The organism is Sphingomonas kyungheensis (assembly GCF_037120395.1).
In the GTDB taxonomy this organism is placed as follows: domain Bacteria; phylum Pseudomonadota; class Alphaproteobacteria; order Sphingomonadales; family Sphingomonadaceae; genus Sphingomonas; species Sphingomonas kyungheensis.
Window position 1 is genome coordinate 324843 of record NZ_JBBBDM010000003.1, and the last position, 25337, is coordinate 350179.

Genomic DNA, 25337 nt, shown 5'->3' on the forward strand with positions numbered 1-25337 from the left:
CGAGCCTCAGCCCTCGAAACGATCGGCGATGACGCGATCGAGCAGCCGCACGCCGTAACCGGTCGCGCCCTTGTCGTAGGTCGCGCCCGCCTTGTCGCTCCACACCATGCCGGCGATGTCGAGATGCGCCCAGGCGACGCCCTCGTCGACGAAGCGCTGGATGAACTGCGCCGCGGTGATCGAGCCGGCGCCCCGCGGACCGACGTTCTTCATGTCGGCGATCGGCGAATCGATCAGCTTGTTGTACGTGTCCGACAGCGGGAAGCGCCACAATTTGTCGCCCGTCGCCAGTCCCGCGGCGAGCAGCGCATCGGCCAGGCCGTCGTCATTGGCGAACAGGCCGCCATATTCGTTGCCGAGGCTGACGATCATCGCCCCCGTCAGCGTCGCCAGATCGATGATCGCCTTCGGGCGGAAGGTCGCCTGCGTCCAGGTGATCGCGTCGGCAAGCACCAGCCGCCCCTCCGCGTCGGTATTGAGGATCTCGATCGTCTGCCCCGACATCGAGGTGACGACGTCGCCCGGACGCTGTGCATTGCCATCGGGCATATTCTCGACCAGCCCCATCACGCCGACGACATTGACCTTCGCCTTACGCGCGGCGAGCGCCTTCATCGTCCCCGCGACCGCGCCGGCACCGCCCATGTCCCACTTCATGTCCTCCATGCCCGCGCCGGGCTTGAGCGAGATGCCCCCGGTATCGAAGGTGACGCCCTTGCCGACCAGCGCCACCGCCGGATCGCCCTCGCCGGCACCGTTCCAGCGGAGCGCGAGGATGCGGGCCTCCCGCACCGACCCCTGGCTGACGCCGAGCAGGGCGCCCATGCCGTGCTGCGCCATCTCCGCCTCGTCGACGGTGATGATCTCGAGGCCGAGGCCCTCGACGCTCGCGCGCACCTGTTCGACGAAGCTTTCGGGGTAGAGGATGTTCGGCGGCGCCGCGACGAGGTTGCGGGTCAGCGTCAGCCCTTCGGTGACGGCCTGCTGCGCGCTCCACGCCGCTTCGGTGCCATCGGGTGCGCCGACGATCGTCAGCCGGGTCAGCGTCGGCTTCTGCTTCTCGGGCAGCTTGGTGCGATATTGGTCGAAGCGCCAAGCGCGCTGCGCGGCGGCGGCGGCGAAGCGCGCGACCGCCTTGGCGGTCGGGCTGACCGAGGCAAGATCAGCGGTCAGCTCGGTCGCGCCCGAGGTGAGCAGCTTGGCGGTCAACGCCCCGCCGGCCTTCTCCCAATCCGCCTCGCTGCCGCTGCCGACGCCGACGAGCAGCACGCGGCGGTGGGTATCGCCCTCGCCGACGAACAGGTCGACGATCGCGCCGGCCTCGCCGTCGAAGCGCGCCGCCTGTGCCGCGGCGCTGGCCAGCGCCTGATGCCCCTCGCCCAGCCCCGCCCAGCTGCCGCGGCCGGCGAGGTCCTTCTCCACCGGCAGCGCGGTGATGGCGGCGGTGGAACGATCGGACGAGAAGGCAATCTGCATAACGGAACACTTCCTGGCACTGACAATAGGCGCATGATCTAAGGTCGCGGTGCGACGAGCACAACGATTGCAGCGCCGTGCGGGTGATGCGATAGGCGGTCCGCGGCTCCGGCGTCGTTCAGGGCGACGCCGGCCACGCCGAAAGGGTATTCGGATTATCGTGTTGCGTTTCGACCTTATGGCCGGCTGTGCGCTCGCCGCCGCGCTATTCGCTACGCCGGCAGGCGCACAGGACCTGCAGGATCGTCCGGTCGCGCCGCCGCCGGCCAACGATCCCGCGCTGGCGACGCCGGCGACGGCGGACCAGGTGCAGTTCAGCGCCGGCAGCCTCGACTATGACAGCAACGCCGATATCGTCACCGCGCTCGACGAGGTGCGGATGTTCCGGCAGGGCGACCGGCTGCGCGCCGACAAGGTCGTCTGGAACCGCAAGACCGGCAGGGTCGTCGCGACCGGCAATATCGCCGTCACCAATCCCCAAGGCGACGTCGCCTACGGTGATTCGATCGAGCTGACCGACTCGCTGAAAGACGGCGTCGTCCAGAACATGCTCGTCGTGCTCGAACAGGGCGGGCGGATGGCGGCGGAGCGTGGCACGCGCCGCACCGACGGCTCGATGCAGCTCGACAAGGCGGCCTACACCCCCTGCGCGGTGCAGACGTCCGAAGGCTGTCCCAAGACCCCGTCGTGGCAGATCACCGCGGTGCGCATCCTCTACCGCCCGGATCGCGAGCGGGTCTATTTCGGCGGCGGGCAATTCCATCTGTTCGGCCTGCCGGCGGTGCCGCTGCCCGCCTTTTCGATGCCGACCGGGGGCGGCTCGGAAAGCGGGCTGCTCGCGCCCGACCTGCAGCTCGACCGGGTCAACGGCCTCGAACTGGTGACGCCTTATTATTTTCGGCTGGCGCCCAACAAGGGGCTGACCCTCACCCCGCATATCTTCTCGGCGGTGCTGCCGATGATGCAGGCGCGCTACGAGGCGCTCAGCACCAAGGGCGCATTCCAGGTCACCGGATATCTGACCGAAAGCCGCCGCAGCGACGATCTCAACACGACGACGCCGACCGATACCGAGCGCGCGTTCCGCGGCTATATCGACGGCATCGCACGCTATCAGCTCGATCCCTATTGGAGCATCAGCGGCTCGGCGCGCATCGCCAGCGATCGCACCTTCCTGCGCCGCTACGATATCTCGCGCGACGACCGGCTGCGCACCACCGCATCGCTCGAGCGGATCGATCCCAACACCTATTTCGCGCTGACCGGCTGGTATATCCAGACGCTGCGCGTCAACGACCCGCAGGGGACACAGCCGATCGCCTTGCCCGAGATCGACTTCCGCAAGCGGATCGATCTCGGCGGCGGCAAGCTGCAGTTGCAGGCCAATTCGCTCGCGATCACCCGTACGGAGGGGCAGGATACGCAGCGCGCCTTCGTCGCCGCGCAATGGGACCTGCGCCGCCTGACCAATTGGGGCCAGGAGGTGACGTTCACCGCTTATGGCCGTGCCGACGCCTATAACACGCACGATTCGATGCTCACCACGGTGGCGAGCTACCGCGGCCTCGACGGCTTCCAGACCCGCGCGATCGGTGCGCTCGCGGTCGACGTCAAATGGCCGTTCATCGGCGAGTTTCTCGGCGGCACGCAGCGGTTGACGCCGCGGGTGCAGCTCGTCGCCACGCCCAAGACCAACAATCTCGACATCCCCAACGAGGATGCGCGCGCGGTCGACCTCGAGGATTCGAACCTCTTCGCGCTCAACCGCTTCGCCGGATACGACCGGTGGGAGGACAGCAGCCGCGTCACCTATGGCGCGGAATGGGCGGTGGCGGTGCCCGGCATCACCTTCAACACGGTGATCGGCCAGAGCTATCGCCTGTCCGAACGGCCGACGATCCTGCCGGTCGGTACCGGGCTCAGCGACCGGTTCTCCGACATCGTCGGTCGATCGACGCTGCGGGTGCGCGACTTCGTGTCGATCATCCACCGTTACCGGCTGGACAAGGACAGTTTCGCGGTGCGCCGCAACGAGGTCGACGCGACGGTCGGTTCGAGCCAGACCTATGTGCTCGCCGGCTATCTGCGCCTCAATCGCAACATCTTCCCCGCGATCGAGGACCTTCAGGATCGCGAGGAGGTGCGGCTCGCGGGGCGCGTCCAGTTCGCGCGCTTCTGGTCGGCGTTCGGGTCGACGGTGATCGACCTGACCGAGCGCAGCGAAGATCCCCTGTCGCTCGCCGATGGCTTCGAACCGATCCGCCATCGCCTCGGCGTGCAATATGAGGACGATTGCCTGCGGCTCGGCTTCACCTGGCGGCGCGATTATCAGGACACCGGCGACGCCCGCTCGGGCAACAGCTTCCTGTTGACGCTGGCGTTGACCAACCTCGGCCGCTAAGCCGCAGTTCAGCTCGATCGGGCCATAGCCGGGAACAGGCGTCGCGAGACAGGCGACGCCGCGCTTTGGGATAACGGAAGAACGTGAAGCAGATCACAGGACGCAGCGCCCGCCTCGGTCGCACCATCAGCTGGCTCGCGCTGGCGGCGATCGCCAGCGGCGCGGTCGCGCAGACCGTCGCCGATCAGCAGGTGCCCGAAACGAACCTCAACATTCCGGCCAATCTCCAGATCTTCGGCAAGCTCGATCCGAACATCCGCAAGCCGACCGCGATCGTCAACGATACGGTCATCACCGGCACCGATGTCGATCAGCGGCTCGCGCTGACGGTCTTCAACAACGGCGGCCGTGGCCCCGCCCCCGAGCAGATCGACGAGTTCAAGCTCCAGATCCTGCGCCAGCTGATCGACGAGACGCTCGAGATCCAGGAGGCGAAGACCGCCGAGGTCACCGTCACCGCCGCCGAGCTCGACCAGAGCGAGGCGGGGCTCGCCAAGCGCTTCAACATGACCGTGCCGCAGCTGCGTGTCGCGCTGCGTAAGGCGGGTTCGTCCGAACGCTCGCTGCGTCGCGCGATCGAGGGCGAGCTGGCCTGGAACCGCTACCTGCGCCGCAAGATCGAGCCGTTCGTCAACGTCGGCGACGAAGAGGTCAGCGCGATCCAGAAGCGGATCGAAGCGGCGCGGGGCACCGAAGAATATAATCTGCGTGAGATCTATCTCAGCGCCAACGACGCCAACCGCAACGAGGTGTTCGCCAAGGCCAAGCAGATCATCGGCGAGATCCAGAAGGCGCAGCAGCCGTTCGAGCTGTTCGCGCGCAACTATTCGGAAGCGTCGACCCGCGGCGTCGGCGGCGATCTCGGCTGGATCCGGCTGGTGACGCTGCCGCAGCCGCTCGCCGATGCGGCGCAGCAGATGCAGGTCGGCCAGGTCGCCGGGCCGATCGAGACGCCGGGCGGCTTCTCGATCCTCTATCTCACCGACAAGCGCACGATCGGCGCCGCCGACCCGCGCGACGCGCGACTCAGCCTCAAACAGCTTACCGTCGCCTTCCCCGCCGGCACGACGCAGGCGCAGGCGCAGACCCGCGCCGCCACCTTCGCCAAGACGGTCCAGTCGATCCAGGGTTGCGGTACGGTCGAGAAGGTCGCCGCGACGATCGGCGCCGAGGTGGTCGACAATGATTCGGTCCGCATCCGCGACCTGCCGCCGCAGTTGCAGGAGATCCTGCTCAAGCTGCAGGTCGGTCAGGCGACACCGCCATTCGGCTCGCCGACCGAAGGCGTTCGCGCCCTCGTCCTGTGCGGTCGCGACGATCCGCAGCAATCGGCCGTGCCGGGTGCCGCGCAGATCCAGGGGCAGCTCGAACAACAGCGCGTCAATCTGCGCGCCCAGAGCAAGCTGCGCGATCTGCGCCGCGACGCGGTGATCGAGTATCGCTGAGATGAGCCAGCCGCCGCTCGCGATCGCCATGGGAGATCCCGCCGGGATCGGTCCCGAGATCATCGCCAAGAGCTGGGCGGTGCGCGGCTTGCGCAGCCTGCCGCACTTCGCGTTGGTCGGCGATCCCGCCGCCGTGCGCCGGGTATGGAACGGCCCGATCGAGACGATCGGGGCGATCGACGAGGCCGCGGCGGTGTTCGATCGCGCCTTGCCGGTGCTGGCGACGGGCAACGCCGGCGAAGTGATGCCCGGCTCACCCGAGGTCGGCGGGGCGCAGGCGGCATTGCAGGCGCTCGAACAATCGGTCGACCTGGTCCGGCAAGGCGCGGCGCGTGCGCTCGTCACCGGCCCGGTGTCCAAGGCGCAACTATACGGCATCGGCTTCAATCATCCCGGCCAGACCGAATTCGTCGCGGGCCGCTGCGGCGTCGCGGCGGAGGATGCGGTGATGATGCTCGCCGGGCCCAGCCTGCGCGTCGTGCCGATCACCGCGCATGTCCCCCTCGCGCAGGTGTCCTCGCTGCTCTCGGTCGAATTGATCGTCGCCAAGGGGCGCGCCACCGCGGTCGGGCTGACGCGCGATTTCGGTATCGCCGCGCCGCGGCTCGCCTTCGCCGGGCTTAACCCGCATGCCGGCGAGGGCGGCGCGATCGGTCGCGAGGAGATCGACATTCTCGCGCCTGCGATCGCGCAGCTGCGTGCCGAGGGGATCGACGCGACCGGCCCGTTTGCGGCCGATACGCTGTTTCATGCCCGCGCCCGTGCCGGCTATGACGCGGTGCTGTGCTGCTACCACGATCAGGCGCTGGTGCCGATCAAGACGCTGCATTTCGACGAAGGCGTCAACATCACGCTCGGACTGCCGATCGTACGCACCTCGCCCGATCACGGCACCGCCTTCGCGCTCGCCGGCAAGGACCGGGCGCATCCCGGCGCGATGATCGCGGCGATCGCTCTGGCGGGCCAGGCGGCGGACCGCCGCGCCCGCGCATGAGCGATACCCCGGCGGGCGGCGCCCTGCCGCCGCTGCGCGAGGTGATCGCCCGCTACGGCCTCAATGCCAGCAAGGCGCTCGGCCAGAACTTCCTCTTCGATGGCCAGTTGCTGCGCCGCATCGCGGCGGTGCCCGACAATCTCGCCGGTGCCGAGGTGCTCGAGGTCGGCCCCGGCCCGGGCGGCCTGACCCGTGCCTTGCTCGCCGCGGGCGCGAGCGTGACCGCGATCGAGCGCGACCACCGCTGCATCCCCGCACTGGCCGAGCTGGGCGAGGCCTATCCGGGCAAGCTTCGGGTGATCGAGGCGGATGCGCTCACGATCGACGCGCCGTCGCTGTTCGCCGGGCGGCCGCATATCGTCTCCAACCTGCCCTATAATGTCGGCACCGCCTTGCTTGTCGGCTGGCTGACCGCCGACTGGCAGCCGTGGTGGCAGTCGTGCACGCTGATGTTCCAGAAGGAAGTCGCCGAGCGGATCGTCGCCTCGGCGGGGGACGATGCGTACGGCCGACTGGCGGTGCTCAGCCAGTGGCGGTCGAGCGCACGGATCGCGATGCCGGTGCATCGTTCCGCCTTCACGCCGCCACCCAAGGTGATGTCGGCGGTGGTGCATATCGTGCCCGAGGCCGCGCCCGAGGGAGTCGACGTCCGGGTTCTGGAGCGGCTCACCGCCGCCGCCTTCGGCCAGCGCCGCAAGATGCTGCGACAGAGCCTCAAGGGCGTGGCCGGTGCACTGGCCGGGCTGGAGGCGATCGGCGTCGATCCGACGCGACGCGCGGAGACGGTCAGTGTCGCGGAGTTCGTGGAGCTGGCCCGCGTCGTCGGCGCCGGCTGAGCCTATTCCTTCGCTACCGCCGGCTTGGGATCGACCGAGGCGGTGGTGACCGGCGGCCCCTTGGCGATCACCGCGGCGAGCTGGTTCGCCTCGGGACAGCCCGCTTTGCACAGGGTGCGGATCTTGGCGAGGTTGGTGCGGGCGATCGCCACCGCGCCCTTGGCGACGAGCGCCTCGCCCTGCCCGCGCAGCGCGTCGATATCATTGGGTTCGAGCGTCAGCGCCTCGCGATACAGGCGGATCGCCTTGCCGGGGAGGCCGCGGGCCTCGGCGACCTCGCCGAGCGTGACGAACGCCTGCCGGTTGCGCGGATCGACCGCCACCGCGGTTTCGAGCAGGTCGGTCGCACCGTCGAGATTTCCCGCGGCGCGCGCCGCCCGCCCCTGCGCCAGCAATTGCAGCGAGCGCGCGTCGATCTGATCGTCAGGACGCTGGCCGCTGAGCGAGGTCGAGACGCAGACGACGGTCAGCGCGGCAGCAAGGGCGACGGACGTAACGCGCATGAAGGTCTCCACCGGGGGCATCGCCCGCAGGATTAGCAGGGGCGGATCAGCCGCGCGACAAAAAAGCCGTCGGTCGCGTCGCGCGCCGGGTCGAGCCGCACCCCCTGCCCGCGCGGGCTGCCGGCGGGCAGATCGAGCGGCTCGGCCCGCCAGTCGGGATGCGCGGCGAGGAAGGCCGCGACCTGATCGGCCCCCTCGACGTCGAGCAGCGAGCAGGTCACGTAGACCAGGCCGCCGCCCGGCCGGACCAGCGCTGCGCCGACGTCGAGCACATGGCGTTGCTGTGCGGTGAAGGCGGCAAGCCGCGCCGGGGTAAGCCGCCAGCGCGCCTCTGGGTTGCGGCGCCAGGTGCCGGTGCCCGAACAGGGCGCGTCGATCAGTACCGCGTCGGCCTGCCCCTGCCAGTCGGCGAGCGCCTCCAGCTCGCGGCGCGGATCGAGCAGGCGCGTCGCGACGATGCCGACACCGGCGCGTTCGGCACGCGGCATCAGGCGCGACAGCCGGCCGCGATCGACGTCGGTGGCGAGGATTTGCCCATCGTTCCGCATCGCGGCGGCGAGCGCGAGCGTCTTGCCGCCGCCCCCGGCGCAGAGATCGACGATCCGCTGGCCCGGCACCGCCTGCACCGCGAGGCTGACGATCTGGCTGCCCGCGTCCTGCACCTCCGCCTCGCCGTCGAGCGCATCGAGATTGGTGCCGGTCGGCAACCGCAGCGCATCGGGTAGTCCGACGATCGGCGTGCCGCCGAGCCGGGCGGCCAGCGCCGCGGGGTCGTTGCGCAAACGGTTGACGCGGATATCGAGGGGCGCGCGGTCGATCAGCGCGGCTTGCGCATCCGCGTCGATCCCGGAGGCGGCGAGCGCCTCGGCGAGCCATGCCGGCATGATGCCGCCGGTCGCCGCGTCTTCCCCCGCTGCGATCGGCGCAGGCGCATGCGTCGATCCGTCGAAGGTCGCGGCAACCGCCGCATCCTCCGCCGCGACCGGGAGCATCGCCGCCCGACCCGAAGCGGGCACCTCGCCCGCGCGGCGGATCGCTGCATAGACGAGGTCGCGCACCGCCCGCCGGTCCTTCGATCCGGCGTAGCGGCGCGTTGCGAAATAGCGCGCGATCAGCGTGTCCGCCGCCGCGCCGCCACCGCGCGCGGCGTCGATCACCGCATCGAGCAGCTCGATCGCGGCCTGGGTCCGGGCGCCGGGTGTCACTTAGCGGGTCGGGTAATTGGGAGCTTCCCGGGTGATGGTGACGTCGTGGACATGGCTTTCCTTGAGCCCCGCACCGGTGATCTGCACGAACTGCGCGCGCTGTTGCAGGTCCGGGATCGTCGCCGATCCGGTATAGCCCATCGCCGCCTTGATGCCGCCGACGAGCTGGTGGATCACGTCGCGCGCCGGCCCCTTATAGGCGACCTGCCCTTCAATCCCTTCGGGCACCAGCTTCATCTGATCCTTGATGTCGCCCTGGAAATAGCGATCCGCCGAGCCGCGGCCCATCGCCCCGACCGAGCCCATGCCGCGGTACGACTTATAGGCCCGGCCCTGGTACAGGAAGGTCTCGCCCGGCGCCTCCTCGGTGCCGGCGAGCAGCGAGCCGACCATGCAGGTCGAGGCGCCCGCGGCAAGCGCCTTGGCGAGATCGCCCGAGGTGCGCAGGCCGCCGTCGGCGATGACGGGGACGTTGTGCTTCGCGGCGGCTTCGGCGCAATCCATCACCGCGGTGAGCTGCGGCACACCGACGCCGGCGACGACGCGGGTGGTGCAGATCGAGCCCGGACCGATGCCGACCTTGATCCCGTCGGCGCCCGCGTCGATCAGCGCGCGCGTCGCCTCGCCGGTCGCGACGTTGCCAGCGACGACCTGCACCGAATTGGAGAGTTTCTTGACCCGCTCGACCGCGCGGGCGACGTCACGGTTGTGGCCGTGCGCGGTGTCGATGACGATGAGGTCGCATTCGGCGTCGACCAGCGCCTCGGTCCGCTCGAACCCCTTGTCGCCGACCGTCGTCGCCGAAGCGACGCGCAGGCGTCCGGAGGCGTCCTTGGTCGCGGTCGGATAGGTGACCGCTTTCTCGATGTCCTTGACGGTGATCAGGCCGACGCAGCGATAGGCGTCATCGACGACCAGCAATTTCTCGATGCGGCGCTGGTGGAGCAGGACGCGCGCCTCCTCCTGACCGACGTCGGTCGAGACGGTGGCGAGATTGTCGCGCGTCATCAGTTCGGCGACGGGCTGTTTGGGATCGCCGGCGAAGCGGACGTCGCGGTTGGTAAGGATGCCGACGAGCTTGCCGTCGCGCTCCACCACCGGGATACCGCTGATCCGGTGATGCGCCATCAGCGCCTGCGCCTCGCCGAGCGTCGCGGTCGGCGCGATCGTGATCGGATTGACGACCATGCCCGATTCGAAACGCTTGACCTGCCGCACCGCGGCAACCTGTTCCTCGATCGACAAATTGCGGTGGAGCACGCCGATGCCGCCCAATTGCGCCATGACGATCGCCATGTCCGCCTCGGTCACCGTATCCATCGCCGACGACAGGATCGGGATATTGAGCGCGATGCCGCGGGTCAGCTGCGTGCGTGTGTCGGCGGTGCTCGGCAGGATGTCCGACTCGCCGGGTACGAGCAGAACGTCGTCGAAGGTGAGGCCGAGCCGGATGTCCAAGGTGCCGTTTCCTCGCGGGAGGGATAGTGGCGGGCCATGTAACCGCAGGATCGCCGCTACGCTAGAGGGCGGCGAGATGCGCGTCGAGGTATTCGCTGACGACGCCGACCAGCGAGCCGCCGAAGCGGGGATTGCATTCGAGGATGCGCAACGCCCCCTCCTCGCGCTTGTAGTTGAAGCAGCAGGTGCCCTGGTAATCGAGCGCGTCGAGGATGGCGGTACAGATCGGCAGTGCATCGCCGGGATCGGCGGGCGTGATGCTCGCCGGACGGTCGATCGCGCCGCGGACGCCGAGCGGCTGGCCCATGTCGTAGCGATAGGCGACGTGGAAGCGGATCGTGTCGCCGATCCGCAGCAGGTGCAGGACATATTCGTCCGCCCCCGCCACCGCGCGCTGGCGGAAGACGTCGGGATGATCGTCGCCGTCATCGTCGCCGGGATGGCGGATCATCCGGCAGCCGTGGCCGAAGTCGCCGCGCCGGGTCTTGCGGATATACGGAAATACGGTCGGCCGGGTGTCGAGCAGGGTCGGGACGGTATCGCCGAAGCCCGCATCGATCAGCCAGAGGTTGAACGCCAGCTTGTCGTCGCAGAGCGCGACCGACCGGTCGTCCGGCACCACCGTCCGGCCGGCGCGTGCCGCAGCGATCTGCTCGACGCGCAGCGGCACGACCAGATCGAACCGCGCGAGGTCGACCGCGTCGAGCGGTGCGAAGCTCGCTTCATACCGTCGATCGTCGATGCTGGCGACGATGCCGCGCATCTGCGTCGGGTGATTGCCGAAGAGAATTCGCTGCATCGTCCACCTTCTTGCGTCGCCGCGCTGTGCTAAGAGTTGGCGACGGCACGCAGAATCATGCCGGCGGGAGGGCATATGGCTATCACGATCGCGGGATTCGCACTGCTGCTGGTGCTGTTTTATCTCTTCACCAGCATCAAGATCGTCCGGCAGGGCTATCAATATACGATCGAGCATTTCGGCCGCTACACCACGACGGCGAGCCCCGGCTTCAACTTCTATCCCGCCTTCTTCTATCGCGTCGGCCGCAAGGTGAACATGATGGAGCAGGTGATCGAGATTCCCGGGCAGGAGATCATCACCAAGGACAATGCGATCGTCTCGACCGACGGCGTCGTCTTCTTCCAGGTGCTCGACGCCCCGAAGGCCGCCTATGAGGTGTCGGACCTGTACGTCGCGCTGCTCCAGCTGACGACGACCAATTTGCGCACGGTGATGGGGTCGATGGACCTCGACGAGACGCTGTCGAAGCGCGACGAGATCAACGCGCGGCTGCTCTCGGTGGTCGATCACGCGACCGTGCCCTGGGGCGTCAAGATCACCCGCGTCGAGATCAAGGATATCCGTCCGCCCGTCGATATCGTCGCCGCCATGGGCCGGCAGATGAAGGCGGAGCGCGAGAAGCGTGCCAATATCCTTGAGGCGGAAGGCACGCGCGCTTCCGAAATCCTGCGCGCCGAGGGACAGAAGCAGGCGCGGATCCTCGAGGCGGAGGGGCGACGCGAATCGGCCTATCGCGACTCGGAAGCGCGCGAACGCGCCGCCGAGGCGGAGGCCAAGGCGACGGCGGTGGTGTCGGAGGCGATCGAGCGCGGCGGAACGCAGGCGATCAACTATTTCATCGCGCAGAAATATGTCGAGGCGGTCGGCAAGTTCGCGACCAGCCCCAATGCCAAGACCATCCTCTTCCCGGTCGAGGCGACGCAGCTGATCGGCACGCTCGGCGGGATCGGCGAGCTTGCCAAGGATGCGCTCGCCAAGGCTCCTGCTCCTGCGTCTGCCCCGGCCAAGCCGCAGCCGAAGCGCGGGCCGTTCGAATTGCCGGAGGCGTGACGCTTGAGGCGATCGGCGGGGCCGCGGGCGCGTGGCTGATCGCCGCACTGGTGCTCGGGATCGCCGAACTGCTGATCCCGGGCGTGTTCGCGGTGTTTCTGGCGATCGCCGCGGCGGTGGTCGGCGTCGCCCTGCTGGTGCTGCCGGAACTCCCCGCCGCCGCGCAGCTCGCGGCCTTCGCGGCATGGAGCATCGTCACCGTGCTGATCGGCCGGCGCTGGTACCATGATTACCCGGTGGCGAGCAGCGATCCGCAGCTCAATGACCGCCGTGCGAGGCTGATCGGCAGCGTCGTCGTCGTCCAGGCTCCGATCGGGCCGGACGGCGGCCGGGTGACGATCGGCGACGGATCATGGCCGGCGCGCGGTGTGGTCGCTGAGGTAGGCACGCGGGTGCGGATCGTCGCGATCCGCGACGGCGTCGCCATCGTCGAGCCGGCCGGCGGCTAAATCGCCGCCGCGGCCGTATCGCAGGTGTCAGTGGCCCGCCGATCTGCTATAGAAGAGAGGTGACCCACAGTATCCCCCACGCCTTCCCGATCGGTATCGATCCGGCCGACATCGATTTTATGGGGCATGTCAACAACGCCAGCTATCTCAAGTGGGTGCAGGACGCGGTGGTAAGCCATTGGCAGAAGCTCGCGCCGGCCGAGGCGGTCGCCTCGCACCTGTGGGTCGCGCTCAAGCATGAGATCACCTATCGCAAGCCGACCTTCCTCGGTGACGACGTCATCGCGACGGTGCTGCTCGAAAAGGTCCAGGGCGCGCGGGCGTTTTACGAGACGGTGATCCGCCGCGGTGAGGAGGTGCTCGCCGAGGTCAAGTCGAGCTGGTGCTGCCTCGATGCGGAAACGCTCAAGCCGGCGCGACTGGCGCGCGACATCGTCGAACAATTCTTCCAGCGGGGCGATGGACCGCTGCCCGCGACCGGGCTCCTCGAACGCCGCTGAGCGGCGTGCTACGCGACCCAGGCGATCCGGGCATAATCACGCCAGAGCTGCTGCGTCTCATGGCTGCGGCCCTGCGCGTGCGCGATCCGGGCGACTTCGCTGGCGAGATCGGCGCGCGGCGTGACCTCGAAATGGCGCAGCCAGCCGAGGAAGGCGTTGCGCCATACCGCCGGCCAACCCGATTGCTCGCCGAAGTCGACCACCGCGAGCCGTCCCGTCGCGTCCGTCACCGCCATCGCCTGCGTCAGCGCCGCCTGCCAGGGCGGGATCATCGACAAGGTGTAGCTCAGCATCACCCGGTCGAAGCTCGCGACGCCGAACAGGGAGAGCGGATCGAAAGCGGCGGCATCGCCCTGCGCCAAGGTGATGCGATCGGCCAGCCCCGCCGTTGCGACCTTGGCACGCGCGGTCATCAGCATCGCCTCCGAAATGTCGATACCGTAGCACCGCGCCACCGGCCATTGGCGTGCCGCCCGGATGAGGTTGCGCCCCGTACCGCAGCCGATCTCGATCAGCGTCCCGCCCATGCCAAGATCGAGCTGGCGGATCAGCCGATCGCGCCCGAACAGATAATATTTGCGGGTCAGATCGTAGATATGCCGCTGACCGCCGTAGATGCGGTCCATCCGCCCGGCGTGATCGCGCTCAGTCATTGGCGCGCACGTAGAGGTGGACCCCGCCGTAGATCGCCGACCGGTCCTGCGCGGTGAAGGCGCGCGACTCGTCGGCACGATAGCGCCAGTGCGCGACGATCGCATCGGGGACGCGGCCGGGGATGATATCCGCCTCGCCCGCGGTGCGGAACAGGATGCGCGCACCCGGCCGGGCGGTGCGGGTGATCTCTCCCCACAAGGCGCCGAGCTGTTCGTCGGTCATCCAGTCCTGCGCGTCGAGCAGGATGTAGCGATCGCGCGAGGCGGCGGGCAGCGCGGCGAGATGGTCGGTCATATTGGCGTGGCGCAGCGTGATGCGGTCGACTCGCGCGACGATGGCATCGTGATGCTCCGCCTGCAGATAGGGCGGCAGCGGTGCGGATGGACCGTCGCCATAGCGGCGACCGAAGGCCTGCCACGCGAAATAATTGTCCCGCAGGTCGAATCCGCAGGCGAGCTTCTCGAGCCGCTGGCGCAGCACCGCCGCCATTCGTCCGTCGCCGGCGAGCGCCTCGAACTGCGCCGGCGGAATGCCGAGGCCGAACAGCGAGGCCGGCTGGTCGGTCAGCCATTTGACGAAGCCGCGATCGAACACCGGGGCGAGATCGCGTTCGAAGATCGCGCGCTGTTCCTCGATCGTCTCCGCCGCGAGCAGCTGCCGCGGGTCGACACCGTTGAGCCGGGCGAGCAGATGCGCGGCGCCGATGAACCGGCCGAGCAGGCCGCGCTTGTGCACGCCGCTGGCGAAGCCGGCGATGCGCCGCCGGCCGATGAGGTCGCGCCCTTCCCAGTAACGCCGCGTCGGCTCGTCGATATGCGGGCGGATATAGGTCTGATAGGCGGCGAGATTGTCGCGGCTGGCGGCATGACCGAAGAAGCGATGGAAGCTCGCATGGCCGGGCAGGTGGCGCGCCGCGGCGAGCTTCAACGTGCCGAGCGCGATATGCGCGGTGTTGAGGTCGACCGCGTCGATCGCCTTGGGATTGGCGGTGAGATAGGACAGCATGTTGCAGCCGCCCGAGGCGATGGTGACGAGGTGGCTGTCCGGCCGGATGTCGAGCGCCGCCATATCGACCACCGGGTCTTCCCAGATCTGCGCATAGACGAGACCGCGGAACGCCCAGGTGAAGGCGCGCTCGAGCAGGCCCTGTTTCGACAGATGACCATGCCGTTGCATCGCCGCCGCGACCGCCTTTTGTGTTCCGCGCATCATCCGCTCCTCGTCGTGGACGGGGCGGCCCATGCGCCGTCTTTGTGACGGCGCATGGTCGTTCCTGCGAAGCTACCGTGACAGCATCATGCCGTTTCGGTGACCTTCGGCGCCGACCGGCGAACGCCGGCGTCGACGTGGTCGGCGAATTGCGCGAAATTCTCGACGAATAGGTCGACGAGCTTCGCCGCGGTCGCGTCATAGGCATGCTTGTCCGCCCAGGTGCTTCGCGGATCGAGGATCGCCGGATCGACCCCGGGCACCGCCACCGGTACCGCAAAGCCGAAATTGGGATCGGTGCGGAACTCGGCCTGGCCGAGGCTGCCGTCGAGCGCCGCGTTGAGCAGCGCCCGCGTCGCCTTGATCGGCATGCGGTGGCCCGTGCCGTATTTGCCGCCCGTCCAACCGGTATTGACCAGCCAGCACTCGACCCCACCCCTGGCAATCCGCTCCTTCAGCAGATTGCCGTAGACCGACGGATGACGCGGCATGAACGGCGCGCCGAAGCAGGTCGAGAAGGTCGCATCGGGCTCGGTGACGCCGATCTCGGTGCCGGCGACGCGCGCGGTATAGCCCGACAGAAAATGGTACATCGCCTGATCCGGCGTCAGCCTGGCGATCGGCGGCAGCACGCCATAGGCATCGGCGGTGAGCATGACGATCGTCCGCGGCACGCCGCCCATATTGTCCTTCGACGCATTGGGGATGAAGTCGATCGGATAGGCGCCGCGGCTGTTCTCGGCGAGGCTGTTGTCGTCGAGGTCGAGCTGGCGGGTGACCGGGTCCATCACGACATTTTCGAGCACGGTGCCGAAGCGCTTGGTGGTCGCGAAGATCTCGGGCTCGGCATCGGGCGACAGGCGGATCATCTTGGCGTAACAGCCGCCCTCGAAGTTGAACACGGCGGTATCCGACCAGCCATGTTCGTCGTCGCCGATCAGGGTACGACTGGCGTCGGCGCTGAGCGTCGTCTTGCCGGTGCCCGACAGACCGAAGAACACCGCGGTCGATCCGTCCGCCCCCATATTGGCGGAGCAATGCATCGGCATCACCCCCGTGCGGGGCAGCAGATAGTTGAGCAGGCCGAAGACCGACTTCTTCATTTCGCCGGCATAGCGCGTGCCGCCGATCAGGATCAGCTTCTCGGTGAAATTGACCGCGATCACCGTCTCGGTGCGGGTGCCGTGACGCGCGGGATCGGCGCGGAAGCTCGGCAGGTCGATGATCGTATATTCGGGCGCGAAATCGCGCAGCTCGCGCTCCTCGGGCCGCACCAGCATCGTGCGGATGAACAGATTATGCCAGGCGAGTTCGTTGATCACCCGGACGCGCACCCGGTTCTCGGGTTGCGAGCCGCCGTACAGGTCCTGGACGAACAGATGCTCCTTGTCGCGCAGCGCGGCGAGAAAATCGGCCTTCAGCGCGGCGAAATGGTCGGGCGCCATGCCCTTGTTCGACTTGCCCCACCAGACGCTGTCCTCGGTCTCGGTGTCGCGGACGATGAACTTGTCCTGCGCCGAGCGGCCGGTGTGCGCGCCGGTCTCGACGACCAGCGGACCGTCGGCGCTGAGCTTGCCTTCGCCGCGCGCGACCGCAGCCTCGACGAGCCGTGCGGTGACCAGATTCCAGTGACAGTCGGCCCGGGTCTCGAAACCCTGGCTGGCGAGATCCGCGTGCGGAATGCGCTCGTTCACGTACATCCTCCCAATGCAATCGACCCGGCGCGCGCATCCTGGGGAGGGTCTGCACGCACGCCGGTGGAAGCCGAGCCATAGGCAGGCACGGCCGTAGCGTCAAACTGCCACGCGACGCAGATGAACCGCTTTGGGACGAAGCGTTTGCCGCGACGGCGCGGTTGAGCCGCGCGCCGCTTTGCCGTACCGCGATGCGATGGTGGCAAGGGCTTTCCCCGCATGACCGCGACGATCGCGCTGGTCGACGACGACCGCAATATCCTGACCTCGGTCTCGATCGCATTGCAGACCGAAGGGTTTCTCACCCGCGTCTATTCGGATGGCGAGACCGCGCTCAAGGCCCTGACCGACAATCCACCCGACCTCGCCATCTTCGACATCAAGATGCCGCGGATGGACGGACTCGAGCTGCTGCGCCGGCTGCGCGAGAAGAGCCAGATCCCGGTGATCTTCCTGACCAGCAAGGACGACGAACTCGACGAGGCGCTGGGCCTCGCGATGGGCGCGGACGATTATATCGCCAAGCCGTTCAGCCAGCGGCTGCTGATCGCCCGCATCCGCGCGATCCTGCGCCGCACCGACGTGACGGCGAGTGCCGCCGAGGACCCGGCTGCGGCGGGAGCGGTCGAACCGCTCGTCCGCGGGCGGCTGTCGATGGACCCGGCGCGGCATCGCACCCTGTGGGCCGGCGAACCGGTGACGCTGACGGTTACCGAATTCCTGATCCTCGAGACGCTCGCGCAGCGACCGGGGATCGTCAAGACGCGCAACCAGCTGATGGATGCCGCCTATCACGACGACATCTACGTCGACGACCGGACCATCGACAGCCACATCAAGCGCCTGCGCCGCAAGTTCCGCCAGGTCGATGCCACCTTCGACGCGATCGAGACATTGTATGGCGCCGGCTACCGATTCTCCGAAGAGTGACGCGCGCGGCGAGGGCGCCGACCTCGCCTTGCGCTGGTCGGGGCAGATCTCGCTCACCCGGCGCATCCTCGCGGTCAATATCATCGCGCTGCTGCTGCTCGCCGGCGGCTTCTTCTATCTCGATTCCTACCGCAGCCGCATCGTCGACAGCCGCGTCGAACAGGCGAGCCGCGAGGCGCGGCTGATCGGCGAGGCGCTGGCGATGGTGCCGGCGGGGCAGCGTGACGAGATGCTGCTGCGGCTGGCGCACGATACGCATGCGCGGCTGCGCACCTTCGATGCCGCCGGACGGACGATCGCGGACAGCCGGCGGCTCGGCTCGCGCAACGCGGTGCTGCTCGATCCCGACAAACAGGACTGGGATCAGGTCGTCGCGCGCTGGCTCGATGCCGGGATCGACATCATCGTCGGCGCCGCACGCACGCCGCTCTACCGCGAGCGCGCCGACGGCGGGCAATGGCCCGACGTCCGCGTCGCCCGCACCGGCGCGACCTCGGCGAGCGTCTGGCGCGCGCCGGACCGCACGCCGGTGATCACCGCCGCCGCGCCGCTCCCCGATGGGGCGGTGGTGATGACGACGATCAACGCTCGCGACATCACCCAGACGGTGCGGATCGAGCGCTTCCGGCTCAGCATCGTGCTGCTGCTGGTGACGGTCGTCTCGGTGCTGCTGTCGCTGTTCCTCGCGCGGACGATCGTGCGGCCGCTGCGCCGGCTGGCGCGCGCCGCGGTGCGGGTCAGGCTGGGTCGCGCACGCGAGGTCGTCGTGCCGCGTCTGCCGTCCCGCCGGGACGAGATCGGCAGCCTCGCCCGCGCGCTGTCCGACATGAGCCTCGCGCTGCGGGCACGGATCGACGCGACCGAGGCGTTCGCCGCCGACGTGACGCATGAGATGAAGAACCCCCTCGCCTCGCTGCGTTCGGCGGTCGAAGGGCTCGACGCGGTGCGCGATCCGGAGCTGCGCGCGCGCTTGCTGTCGATCGTCCGCGACGACGTGCATCGGCTCGACCGGCTGATCACCGACATCTCCGAAGCCTCGCGGCTCGACGCGCAGCTCAGCCGCGCCAAGTTCGAGAGTATCGACGTCGCCGAGATGCTCGCAGCGCTCGTCGCGCAGCGCCTGTCGCGCGGCGTCGAGCGCGGGGTGCGGCTGCGCTTCGATCAGGTCGGTGCGCCGCTGGTCACGCTCGGCGAGGGCGCGCGGCTCGAACGCGTGTTCGACAATCTGATCGACAACGCCCTCTCCTTCTCCCCCGACGGCGCGCTGATCGCCATCGCCGTCACCCGCGACGACGCCGATCTCATCATCCGCGTCGAGGACGAAGGCCCCGGCGTGCCCGAGGAGGCGCGCGAGGCGATCTTCCGCCGCTTCCAGTCGATCCGCCCGGAAAGCGAGGCGTTCGGCCAGCATTCGGGGCTCGGCCTCGCCATCGCGCGGACGATCGTCGAGGCGCATCAGGGCAGCATCTTGGTCGAGTCGCGTGAGGACCGGCTCGGCGGCGCGCGCTTCGTCGTCCGCCTGCCGCTCGAACCGTCATGACCGGGTCCGAGCGCCGCCATGCGACCTGCGTCGCGATCGGCGACCGCGCCGTGCTGCTCGAAGGACCGCCGGGGGCCGGCAAGTCCGACCTCGCGCTGCGGCTGATCGACCGCGGGGCGACGCTGGTGAGCGACGATCAGACGGTGCTGGCGCGCGTCGACGCCACCGTGCTCGCCAGCGCGCCGGCGACGATCCGCGGGCAGATCGAAGTGCGCGGGATCGGCATCGTCCGGATGGCGTCGCGCGATGCGGTGCCGGTCGCACTGATCGTCCGGCTCGACGTGCCCCCCTCGCGCATGCCAGAGCGCGCGACGCGGACGCTGGCGGGAATCGCGGTGCGCGAGATCGCGCTCGATGCCTTCCACGCCGCCACGCCGCTGAAGATCGAATGGGCGCTGCGCCAGCCCGAGGCGACGCCGGAATGAGGGTATGATGACCAAGGATATCCTGCTCGTCACCGGCCTGTCCGGCGCCGGCAAATCGACGGTGCTGAAAACGCTCGAAGACCTCGGCTGGGAGGTGGTCGACAATCTGCCCTTGGTGCTGCTCGACCGGCTGCTCGACGCGCCGCTCGCCGCCGCCACCGCGGACGACAGCCAGCCGCTGGCGATCGGCATCGGCGCCCGCACCCGCGATTTCGATCCGACCCGGATCGTCGAGCGGATCCGGCTGCTGCGCGACGATCACGGCCTCGATATCGGCATGCTGTTCCTCGACTGTTCGGGAGCGGAGCTGGAGCGTCGCTATTCGGAGACGCGCCGGCGCCATCCGCTCGCGCCCGACCGGCCGGCGGGCGACGGCATCGCGCGCGAACGCGAGCTGCTCCGCCCCTTGCGCGACTGGGCGAACCGGCTGATCGATACCACCGACCTGTCGGCCAACGCCCTCGCGCAACAGGTGCGCACCACCTTTTCGCGGACCGGTGCCGACGAACCGGTGCTGTCGATCCAGTCGTTCGGCTTCGCGCGCGGCCTGCCGCGCAACGCCGACCTCGTCTTCGACATGCGCTTCCTGCGCAATCCGCACTGGGACCCGGCGCTGCGTCCGGGCACCGGACTCGATGCCGACGTCAGCGCCTATGTCGCCGACGATCCGGCGTATCCCGCCGCGATGGCGCAGATCGGCGACCTGCTCGAACTGCTGATTCCGCGCTATCGCGCCGAGGGCAAATCCTATGTCAGCGTCGCGATCGGCTGTACCGGAGGGAGACACCGGTCGGTCCATGTCGCCGAGCATCTCGGCTACCGGTTGCGTAATGCCGGTTTTTCCCCCACCATCACGCATCGCGACCTCGCGGCCGCACCGCAGGACTCGCTCGAGGGGCCGCCGGCCAGCAAATGAGTAACGTATCTGAGATGATTGGCCTGGTTCTGGTGACGCATGGGCGGCTCGCCGAAGAATTCGTGACCGCGATGATCCACGTCGTCGGACCGCAGGATCGCATCGCGACGATCGCGATCGGTCCCGACGACGACATGGAAGAGCGACGCGCCGACATCGCCGCGGCGATCGGCGCGGTCGATGCCGGGCGCGGCGTGATCGTGCTCACCGATCTGTTCGGCGGCACGCCCTCCAACCTCGCCATCTCGCTGATGGAGCGCGGCCGGGTCGAGGTGATCGCGGGGATGAACCTGCCGATGCTGATCCGCCTGGGGTCGGCGCGCAAGTCGATGAAGGTGGTCGAGGCGGTCGCCGCGGCGCGTGAGGCGGGCCGCAAATACATCTCGGTCGCCTCCGAGGTGCTAGGCGAGGCGGCGGCATGAGCGACGAGGTCGCCCGCACCGTCACGATCACCAACAAGCGCGGGCTCCACGCGCGGGCGAGCGCCAAGTTCGTCACGCTCGCCTCGACCCAGCCGGTCGAAGTGCATGTCCGCAAGGACGATGGCGCGGTGACCGGCACGTCGATCATGGGGCTGATGATGCTCGGCGCCGCCAAGGGCGATGCGATCACGATCAGCGCCTGCGGCGACGGGGCCGAAGCGGCGGTCGGCGCGCTGTGCGAGCTGGTCGAGGCCAAGTTCGGCGAAGATTGAGCTTGCGCCGACCCGCCGCCGTGGCGGAGGGGAGTCGCCATGCCTCGTGAGATCACCGCCTTTTCCAACCCGCTCGTCAAATATGCCCGCGAGCTGCGCGACAAGCGCCATCGCCGCGGCGCCCGGCAGTTCATGGCGGAGGGGCTGCGCATCCTCACCGAAGCGCGCGAGACCGGGCGGCTGCCGCGCATCCTCTTCTACGCGGCGGGCAATGCCGATCATCCGCTGGTCCATGCCCTGTCGATCGACGTCGAGATGGCGGGCGGCGAATCGATCCAGACCACGCCCGACATCCTCAGCAAGCTGTCCGGCAAGGACAATCCGCAGGCGGTGGTCGGCGTGTTCGACGAGTTCGACCGGACGCTCGCCGATCTCGACCGCGGCAGCGCGGCGATCTGGCTGGTCGCCGAGCGGCTGCGCGATCCGGGCAATCTCGGCACGATCCTGCGCACCGCCGATGCGGTCGGCGCGGGCGGGCTGATCCTGATCGGCGAATGCGTCGATCCCTTTTCGGTCGAGGCGGTTCGCGCGAGCATGGGGGCGCTGTTCACCGTGCCGGTGGTGCGCAGCGACTGGGACGCTTTCCTCGGCTGGCTGCGCGAGGGGCCGGGCCAGCTCGTCGGACTCAGTCTCGATACCGATCACGACTATCGCGCCGCACGCTATGCCACGCCGACCTTCCTGCTGACCGGTAACGAGGCGCAGGGCATGCCCGCGGACTATGCCGCGGCGTGCAACCTGCTGGTCAAGATCCCGATGCTCGGCAAGGCGGACAGCCTCAACGCCGCGGTGGCGACCGCGGTGATGGCCTATGAGGTGCTGGCGCAGCACGGCCAGGGCGATCGGGCCTGAATGGCGTCGTCCCCGCCGGGGGCGAGACTAAACCATGCCAGGGGATGGCGAGCTGCCCCAAGCCTCGTCCGAACCGGCGCTTCTCCGTCCCATTTCGGGACGACATGGACAAGTTGGACACGTTAATCGAACAATGAAGCTCTTTCGTTTCGAAATCTGCACCGGTGAGAAGGAGCCATTCGGCTATCACGACGTTCGTAGATAGGACAGCCGCTCGTTTTTCAGCCGCCGCATCAATGCCTCGCCGATCAGTCTAGCCACCGACCATGCCGGTGACGCGAATCGCGCCGCCGCGGTTGACGATCCGGCCGGAGACTATGCCGCTGATCCGCGCGGAGGCGCCCGCTTCGACATAGACGTCGCCGCCGACCATCCCGCTGATCCGCACGGTGCAGCCCGGCCGCACGATCACGTCACCCGCGACCATGCCGGACAACCGGCCGTCCTGATCCATGATGACATCGCCGTCGTACATGGCCTTCATCACCCGCTCCTCTATTCCGCCGCATCGGGGAGGCGCAGCGCTTCCTCGCCGTAGCGCGCCAGCGCCTCGACGGGTTCCGCGACGCCGATCTCCCGCGCGCCCGGCTCGATGTTGAGGTCGCGGAACTTGCGCGCCGAGACCAACGCGCGGCTTTCGAAGCTCGAAACGAAATTGTTGTAATTGTTGACCGCGGTGGTCAACCCGCCGCCCACCTTGCGCAAATCCTCGCCCGCCTTGGCGAGCCGGTCGTAGAGTTCCTTGCCGAGCGCCCCGATCGCCCGCGCCTCGGTCGCCAGTTTCTCCTGCCGCCAGACCGCCGCCACCGTCCGCGCGATCGCGATGAGATTGGTCGGCGTCGCCAGCAGCACCCTTTTGTCGAAGGCATAGTCCCACAGCCCCGCATCATGTTCGAGCGCGGCGGAGAGGAAATGCTCGCCGGGGACGAACATCACGACATATTCGGGCGTATCGTCGAACTGCGCCCAATAGGCCTTGGCGGACAGGCCATTGATATGCGCCCGCATCGATGCGGCATGCGCGGTCAGGCCGATGTGGCGCTCCCCCTCGTCGACCGCGCCGAACGCATCCTGATAGGCGTTGAGCGAGACCTTGGCATCGATGATCAGCGACTTGCCGCCGGGGACGCGGACGATGGCGTCGGGGCGCAACCGGCCGCCCTCGCCGTCGGCGACGCTGACCTCCATCGCGAAATCGGTATGTTCGGCAAGGCCGCAGGTTTCGAGCACGTTGCGCAGCTGCTGCTCGCCCCAGCGGCCGCGGGCCTTGGGGGCGTTGCGCAACGCATTGACCAGCTTGGCCGCCTCACCCGACACGCGCTCCTGGCCGAGCCGCATCTGCTCGATCTGGCCCTTGAGATCGCCGAAGGCGTCGCGGCGCTCGGCCTCGACCTTGGCGACGCCCTCCTCGTAGCGGGCGAGGCGTTCGTTGACCGGCTGGAGCAGGGATTTGAGGTTGTTGCCGGCGAGTTCCTCGGACTGGCGGAAGCGTGCCTCGGCGCGGTCGAGGAAGGCCTTCTGCGCATCGGTCAGCGCCTTGTTGGCGAGATCGTTGAACTGCGCCGCCATCTGCTCCTTGGCGTCACGCATGTCGACGAGCCGCGCCTCGAACGCCTCGATCTGCGCACGCGTGGTGGCCAGCCCGGTGCGGGCGGCATCGCGGTCGGCGCGCACCGCGGCGAGCTCGTCGCGCAGCGCATCGAGGGTCGCGGCGCGATCATCCGCCTGCGCGCGCAGCGCGGCCAGCTCGCGCATCGCTTCGTTGCGCTCGCGCTCGACCGCGTCGCGGGTACGGCTGACGAGATCGAGGTCCGCCGCCCGGCTCTGCGCCACCGCGAGATCGGCGGCGAGCGTCGCCGCCTTGCGGTTGGCGAGCAGCCAGCCGACCAGCAGGCCGGCGGCAAGCGCGAGGATCGCGATGATGAGCGTGGTCAAGTCCATGTCTCTCCCCGACGGTCACCTCCCGACGCGAACCCGGGCGGCGTGACCAACAAACAACAATACGGAAAGAACATAGATCGAACGTCGGGAGGAAGACAGAACTTTGTTGGCCGGAGCGCGCCGTGACGCGCCGACGATCGCCGCGGCGGGACGGCCCCGCCCCGTCCGGCCTCGTGCGTCAGCGGCGCATCTTCGCCAGCTTCTTCATCACCATGTCGCGCTTCAGCCGGCTGATATGATCGATGAACAACACGCCGTTGAGGTGGTCGATCTCATGCTGCATGCAGGTCGAGAGGAGGCCGGTGAGCTCTTCCTCATGGCTTTCCCCCTGCTCGTCGAGCCAGCGGACGCGGCAGCTCGCCGGACGCGCGACATCGGCATATTGTTCGGGGATCGACAGGCAGCCTTCGTTGTAGCTGCTCGTCTCTTCGCTGACCGACAGGATCTCCGGGTTGATATAGGCGTGCGGCGCCTTGATCGGCTTGTCGTCCGCGTCCTTCTCGTCCTGCAGATCGATGACGAGGATGCGGCTGTCGACACCGACCTGGATCGCGGCGAGGCCGATGCCGTTGGCGGCGTACATCGTATCGATCAGGTCCGCGACGAAGGCGCGCGTGTCGTCGGTCACCGCGTCGACCGGCTTGGAGATCAGGCGCAGGCGCGGATCGGGTACTTCGACGATAGAGAGGACTGCCATGGCGTCGAGCTAGGTGGGCGGCGGGGGCACGTCAAGATTGGCGTGCGCGCGCGCTGTCGCGGCGCTGTTCAGGCCACCGGACGCCGCGCGCGCAGCGCCTGCGCCAGCGTGCCCTCGTCGAGATAGTCGAGCTCGCCGCCGACCGGCAGTCCGTGCGCGAGCTGGGTGACGCGGACCGGGAATTGCTCGATCCGGTCGGCGAGATAATGGGCGGTGGTCTGCCCCTCGAGCGTCGCGTTCATCGCCAGCACGACCTCGTCGATGCCGCCCGCCCCAATCCGGGCGACCAGCGCGTCGATCGCGAGATCCTCCGGCCGTACGCCTTCGAGCGCCGACAGCCGGCCGCCGAGCACATGGAAGCGGCCGGGGAACAGCCGCGAACGTTCGAGCGCCCAGAGATCGGCGACCTCCTCGACGACGCAGAGCGCGCGCGCGTCGCGGCGGGGATCGGCGCAGATCGCGCACGGATTGGCGGTATCGACGTTGCCGCAGGTCGCGCAGGTTTCCAGCCGCTCGTCCACCGCCTCCAGCGCGGCGCGCAACGGCCCGAGCGCCGCCTCGCGCTTCTTGAGCAGGTGGAGCACCGCGCGCCGCGCCGACCGCGGGCCGAGGCCGGGCAGCCGCGCCAGCGCCTGGGTGAGGGCTTCGATTTCGGGAGAGGCCATG

26 protein-coding genes are annotated in these 25337 nt (G+C 68.6%); 14 read left to right on the plus strand and 12 right to left on the minus strand.

The features are described from left to right. Nucleotides 1–6: 6 nt before the first annotated feature. Entirely contained in the window at nt 7–1476 is a 1470-nt protein-coding gene (locus tag V8201_RS09295) for a leucyl aminopeptidase (protein WP_037536418.1), read from the minus strand. A gap of 178 nt (nt 1477–1654) precedes the next feature. Here V8201_RS09295 and V8201_RS09300 point away from each other — a divergent pair, with 178 nt between their 5' ends. The 4 genes from V8201_RS09300 (at nt 1655) to rsmA (ending at nt 7152) form a co-directional block, all read left to right on the plus strand. Beyond that, the gene (locus V8201_RS09300) at nt 1655–3877 is read left to right on the plus strand and encodes an LPS-assembly protein LptD (protein ID WP_271300872.1); all 2223 of its coding nucleotides are present in this window, start codon (nt 1655–1657) and stop codon (nt 3875–3877) included. Nucleotides 3878–3960: 83 nt separating this feature from the next. Further along, the gene (locus V8201_RS09305; RefSeq protein ID WP_037536414.1) at nt 3961–5322 is read left to right on the plus strand and encodes a peptidylprolyl isomerase; all 1362 of its coding nucleotides are present in this window, start codon (nt 3961–3963) and stop codon (nt 5320–5322) included. Nucleotide 5323: 1 nt separating this feature from the next. Then, nucleotides 5324–6316, plus strand: a complete 993-nt coding sequence (pdxA, locus tag V8201_RS09310) for a 4-hydroxythreonine-4-phosphate dehydrogenase PdxA (protein WP_336545112.1) — start codon at nt 5324–5326, stop codon at nt 6314–6316. Next, nucleotides 6313–7152: a 16S rRNA (adenine(1518)-N(6)/adenine(1519)-N(6))-dimethyltransferase RsmA gene (rsmA, locus tag V8201_RS09315; protein WP_336545113.1), complete on the plus strand. Its 840-nt coding sequence runs from the start codon at nt 6313–6315 to the stop codon at nt 7150–7152. The genes pdxA and rsmA overlap by 4 nt, the downstream gene beginning before the upstream one ends. 2 nt (nt 7153–7154) lie before the next feature. Here the strand turns inward: rsmA and V8201_RS09320 are convergent, their stop codons facing one another. The 4 genes from V8201_RS09320 to V8201_RS09335 form a co-directional block, all read right to left on the minus strand. Then, a complete protein-coding gene (locus V8201_RS09320; protein WP_081793193.1) occupies nt 7155–7655 on the minus strand; it encodes a tetratricopeptide repeat protein in 501 nt (166 codons plus the stop codon). A 32-nt stretch (nt 7656–7687) separates the two neighbouring features. Next, nucleotides 7688–8860 (minus strand): RsmB/NOP family class I SAM-dependent RNA methyltransferase, encoded by a 1173-nt coding sequence (locus tag V8201_RS09325; RefSeq protein ID WP_336545114.1) that lies wholly within the window; start codon nt 8858–8860, stop codon nt 7688–7690. Next, nucleotides 8861–10318 carry an IMP dehydrogenase gene (gene guaB, locus V8201_RS09330; protein WP_037536406.1) on the minus strand — a complete coding sequence of 486 codons (1458 nt, stop codon included), beginning with the start codon at nt 10316–10318 and terminating at the stop codon, nt 8861–8863. 61 nt (nt 10319–10379) lie between these two features. Beyond that, entirely contained in the window at nt 10380–11117 is a 738-nt protein-coding gene (locus V8201_RS09335; RefSeq protein WP_336545115.1) for an ATP-grasp domain-containing protein, read from the minus strand. 75 nt (nt 11118–11192) lie between these two features. On the opposite strand from V8201_RS09335, the gene V8201_RS09340 reads away from it, so the two are divergent. The 3 genes from V8201_RS09340 to V8201_RS09350 are packed head-to-tail and all read left to right on the plus strand — an operon-like array spanning nt 11193 to nt 13119. Next, complete coding sequence (locus tag V8201_RS09340; RefSeq protein ID WP_037536402.1) at nt 11193–12170, plus strand: SPFH domain-containing protein; 978 nt, start codon at nt 11193–11195, stop codon at nt 12168–12170. Further along, complete coding sequence (locus tag V8201_RS09345; RefSeq protein WP_271298801.1) at nt 12167–12619, plus strand: NfeD family protein; 453 nt, start codon at nt 12167–12169, stop codon at nt 12617–12619. Before V8201_RS09340 ends, V8201_RS09345 begins: the two co-directional genes overlap by 4 nt. A 59-nt stretch (nt 12620–12678) precedes the next feature. Beyond that, nucleotides 12679–13119, plus strand: coding sequence for an acyl-CoA thioesterase (locus V8201_RS09350; RefSeq protein WP_037536399.1), 441 nt, complete (start codon nt 12679–12681; stop codon nt 13117–13119). Nucleotides 13120–13127: 8 nt separating this feature from the next. Here the strand turns inward: V8201_RS09350 and V8201_RS09355 are convergent, their stop codons facing one another. The 3 genes from V8201_RS09355 to V8201_RS09365 form a co-directional block, all read right to left on the minus strand. After that, complete coding sequence (locus tag V8201_RS09355; RefSeq protein ID WP_336545116.1) at nt 13128–13772, minus strand: class I SAM-dependent methyltransferase; 645 nt, start codon at nt 13770–13772, stop codon at nt 13128–13130. Continuing rightward, nucleotides 13765–14985, minus strand: coding sequence for a BtaA family protein (locus tag V8201_RS09360; RefSeq protein ID WP_336545300.1), 1221 nt, complete (start codon nt 14983–14985; stop codon nt 13765–13767). The genes V8201_RS09355 and V8201_RS09360 overlap by 8 nt, the downstream gene beginning before the upstream one ends. Nucleotides 14986–15068: 83 nt before the next feature. Continuing rightward, nucleotides 15069–16682: a phosphoenolpyruvate carboxykinase gene (locus tag V8201_RS09365; RefSeq protein ID WP_336545117.1), complete on the minus strand. Its 1614-nt coding sequence runs from the start codon at nt 16680–16682 to the stop codon at nt 15069–15071. 213 nt (nt 16683–16895) lie between these two features. Here V8201_RS09365 and V8201_RS09370 point away from each other — a divergent pair, with 213 nt between their 5' ends. From V8201_RS09370 to V8201_RS09400, 7 genes are read left to right on the plus strand one after another with little or no spacing between them, the layout of a single operon-like run. Continuing rightward, on the plus strand, nt 16896–17606 hold the full coding sequence (locus V8201_RS09370; RefSeq protein WP_037536395.1) for a response regulator transcription factor: 711 nt from the start codon (nt 16896–16898) through the stop codon (nt 17604–17606). Beyond that, nucleotides 17575–19146, plus strand: a complete 1572-nt coding sequence (locus V8201_RS09375) for a sensor histidine kinase (protein ID WP_037536394.1) — start codon at nt 17575–17577, stop codon at nt 19144–19146. The genes V8201_RS09370 and V8201_RS09375 overlap by 32 nt, the downstream gene beginning before the upstream one ends. Then, on the plus strand, nt 19143–19571 hold the full coding sequence (locus V8201_RS09380) for an HPr kinase/phosphorylase (protein WP_336545118.1): 429 nt from the start codon (nt 19143–19145) through the stop codon (nt 19569–19571). Before V8201_RS09375 ends, V8201_RS09380 begins: the two co-directional genes overlap by 4 nt. 7 nt (nt 19572–19578) lie before the next feature. Then, complete coding sequence (gene rapZ, locus V8201_RS09385) at nt 19579–20487, plus strand: RNase adapter RapZ (protein ID WP_037536497.1); 909 nt, start codon at nt 19579–19581, stop codon at nt 20485–20487. 14 nt (nt 20488–20501) lie between these two features. Further along, nucleotides 20502–20909, plus strand: a complete 408-nt coding sequence (locus V8201_RS09390) for a PTS sugar transporter subunit IIA (RefSeq protein ID WP_037536390.1) — start codon at nt 20502–20504, stop codon at nt 20907–20909. Beyond that, nucleotides 20906–21181: an HPr family phosphocarrier protein gene (locus V8201_RS09395; protein WP_037536388.1), complete on the plus strand. Its 276-nt coding sequence runs from the start codon at nt 20906–20908 to the stop codon at nt 21179–21181. Before V8201_RS09390 ends, V8201_RS09395 begins: the two co-directional genes overlap by 4 nt. Before the next feature lie 39 nt (nt 21182–21220). Next, nucleotides 21221–22033, plus strand: a complete 813-nt coding sequence (locus V8201_RS09400; RefSeq protein WP_336545119.1) for a TrmH family RNA methyltransferase — start codon at nt 21221–21223, stop codon at nt 22031–22033. Nucleotides 22034–22286: 253 nt separating this feature from the next. Here V8201_RS09400 and V8201_RS09405 read toward each other — a convergent pair whose 3' ends face one another. From V8201_RS09405 to recR, 4 genes are all read right to left on the minus strand, one after another. Then, nucleotides 22287–22517, minus strand: a complete 231-nt coding sequence (locus V8201_RS09405; protein WP_336545120.1) for a hypothetical protein — start codon at nt 22515–22517, stop codon at nt 22287–22289. Nucleotides 22518–22528: 11 nt separating this feature from the next. After that, on the minus strand, nt 22529–23974 hold the full coding sequence (locus tag V8201_RS09410) for a DNA recombination protein RmuC (protein ID WP_271298807.1): 1446 nt from the start codon (nt 23972–23974) through the stop codon (nt 22529–22531). Nucleotides 23975–24152: 178 nt separating this feature from the next. Continuing rightward, entirely contained in the window at nt 24153–24671 is a 519-nt protein-coding gene (def, locus tag V8201_RS09415; RefSeq protein ID WP_336545121.1) for a peptide deformylase, read from the minus strand. Between the two features lie 68 nt (nt 24672–24739). Further along, nucleotides 24740–25336 (minus strand): recombination mediator RecR, encoded by a 597-nt coding sequence (gene recR, locus V8201_RS09420; RefSeq protein WP_037536379.1) that lies wholly within the window; start codon nt 25334–25336, stop codon nt 24740–24742. Nucleotide 25337: the final 1 nt, after the last annotated feature.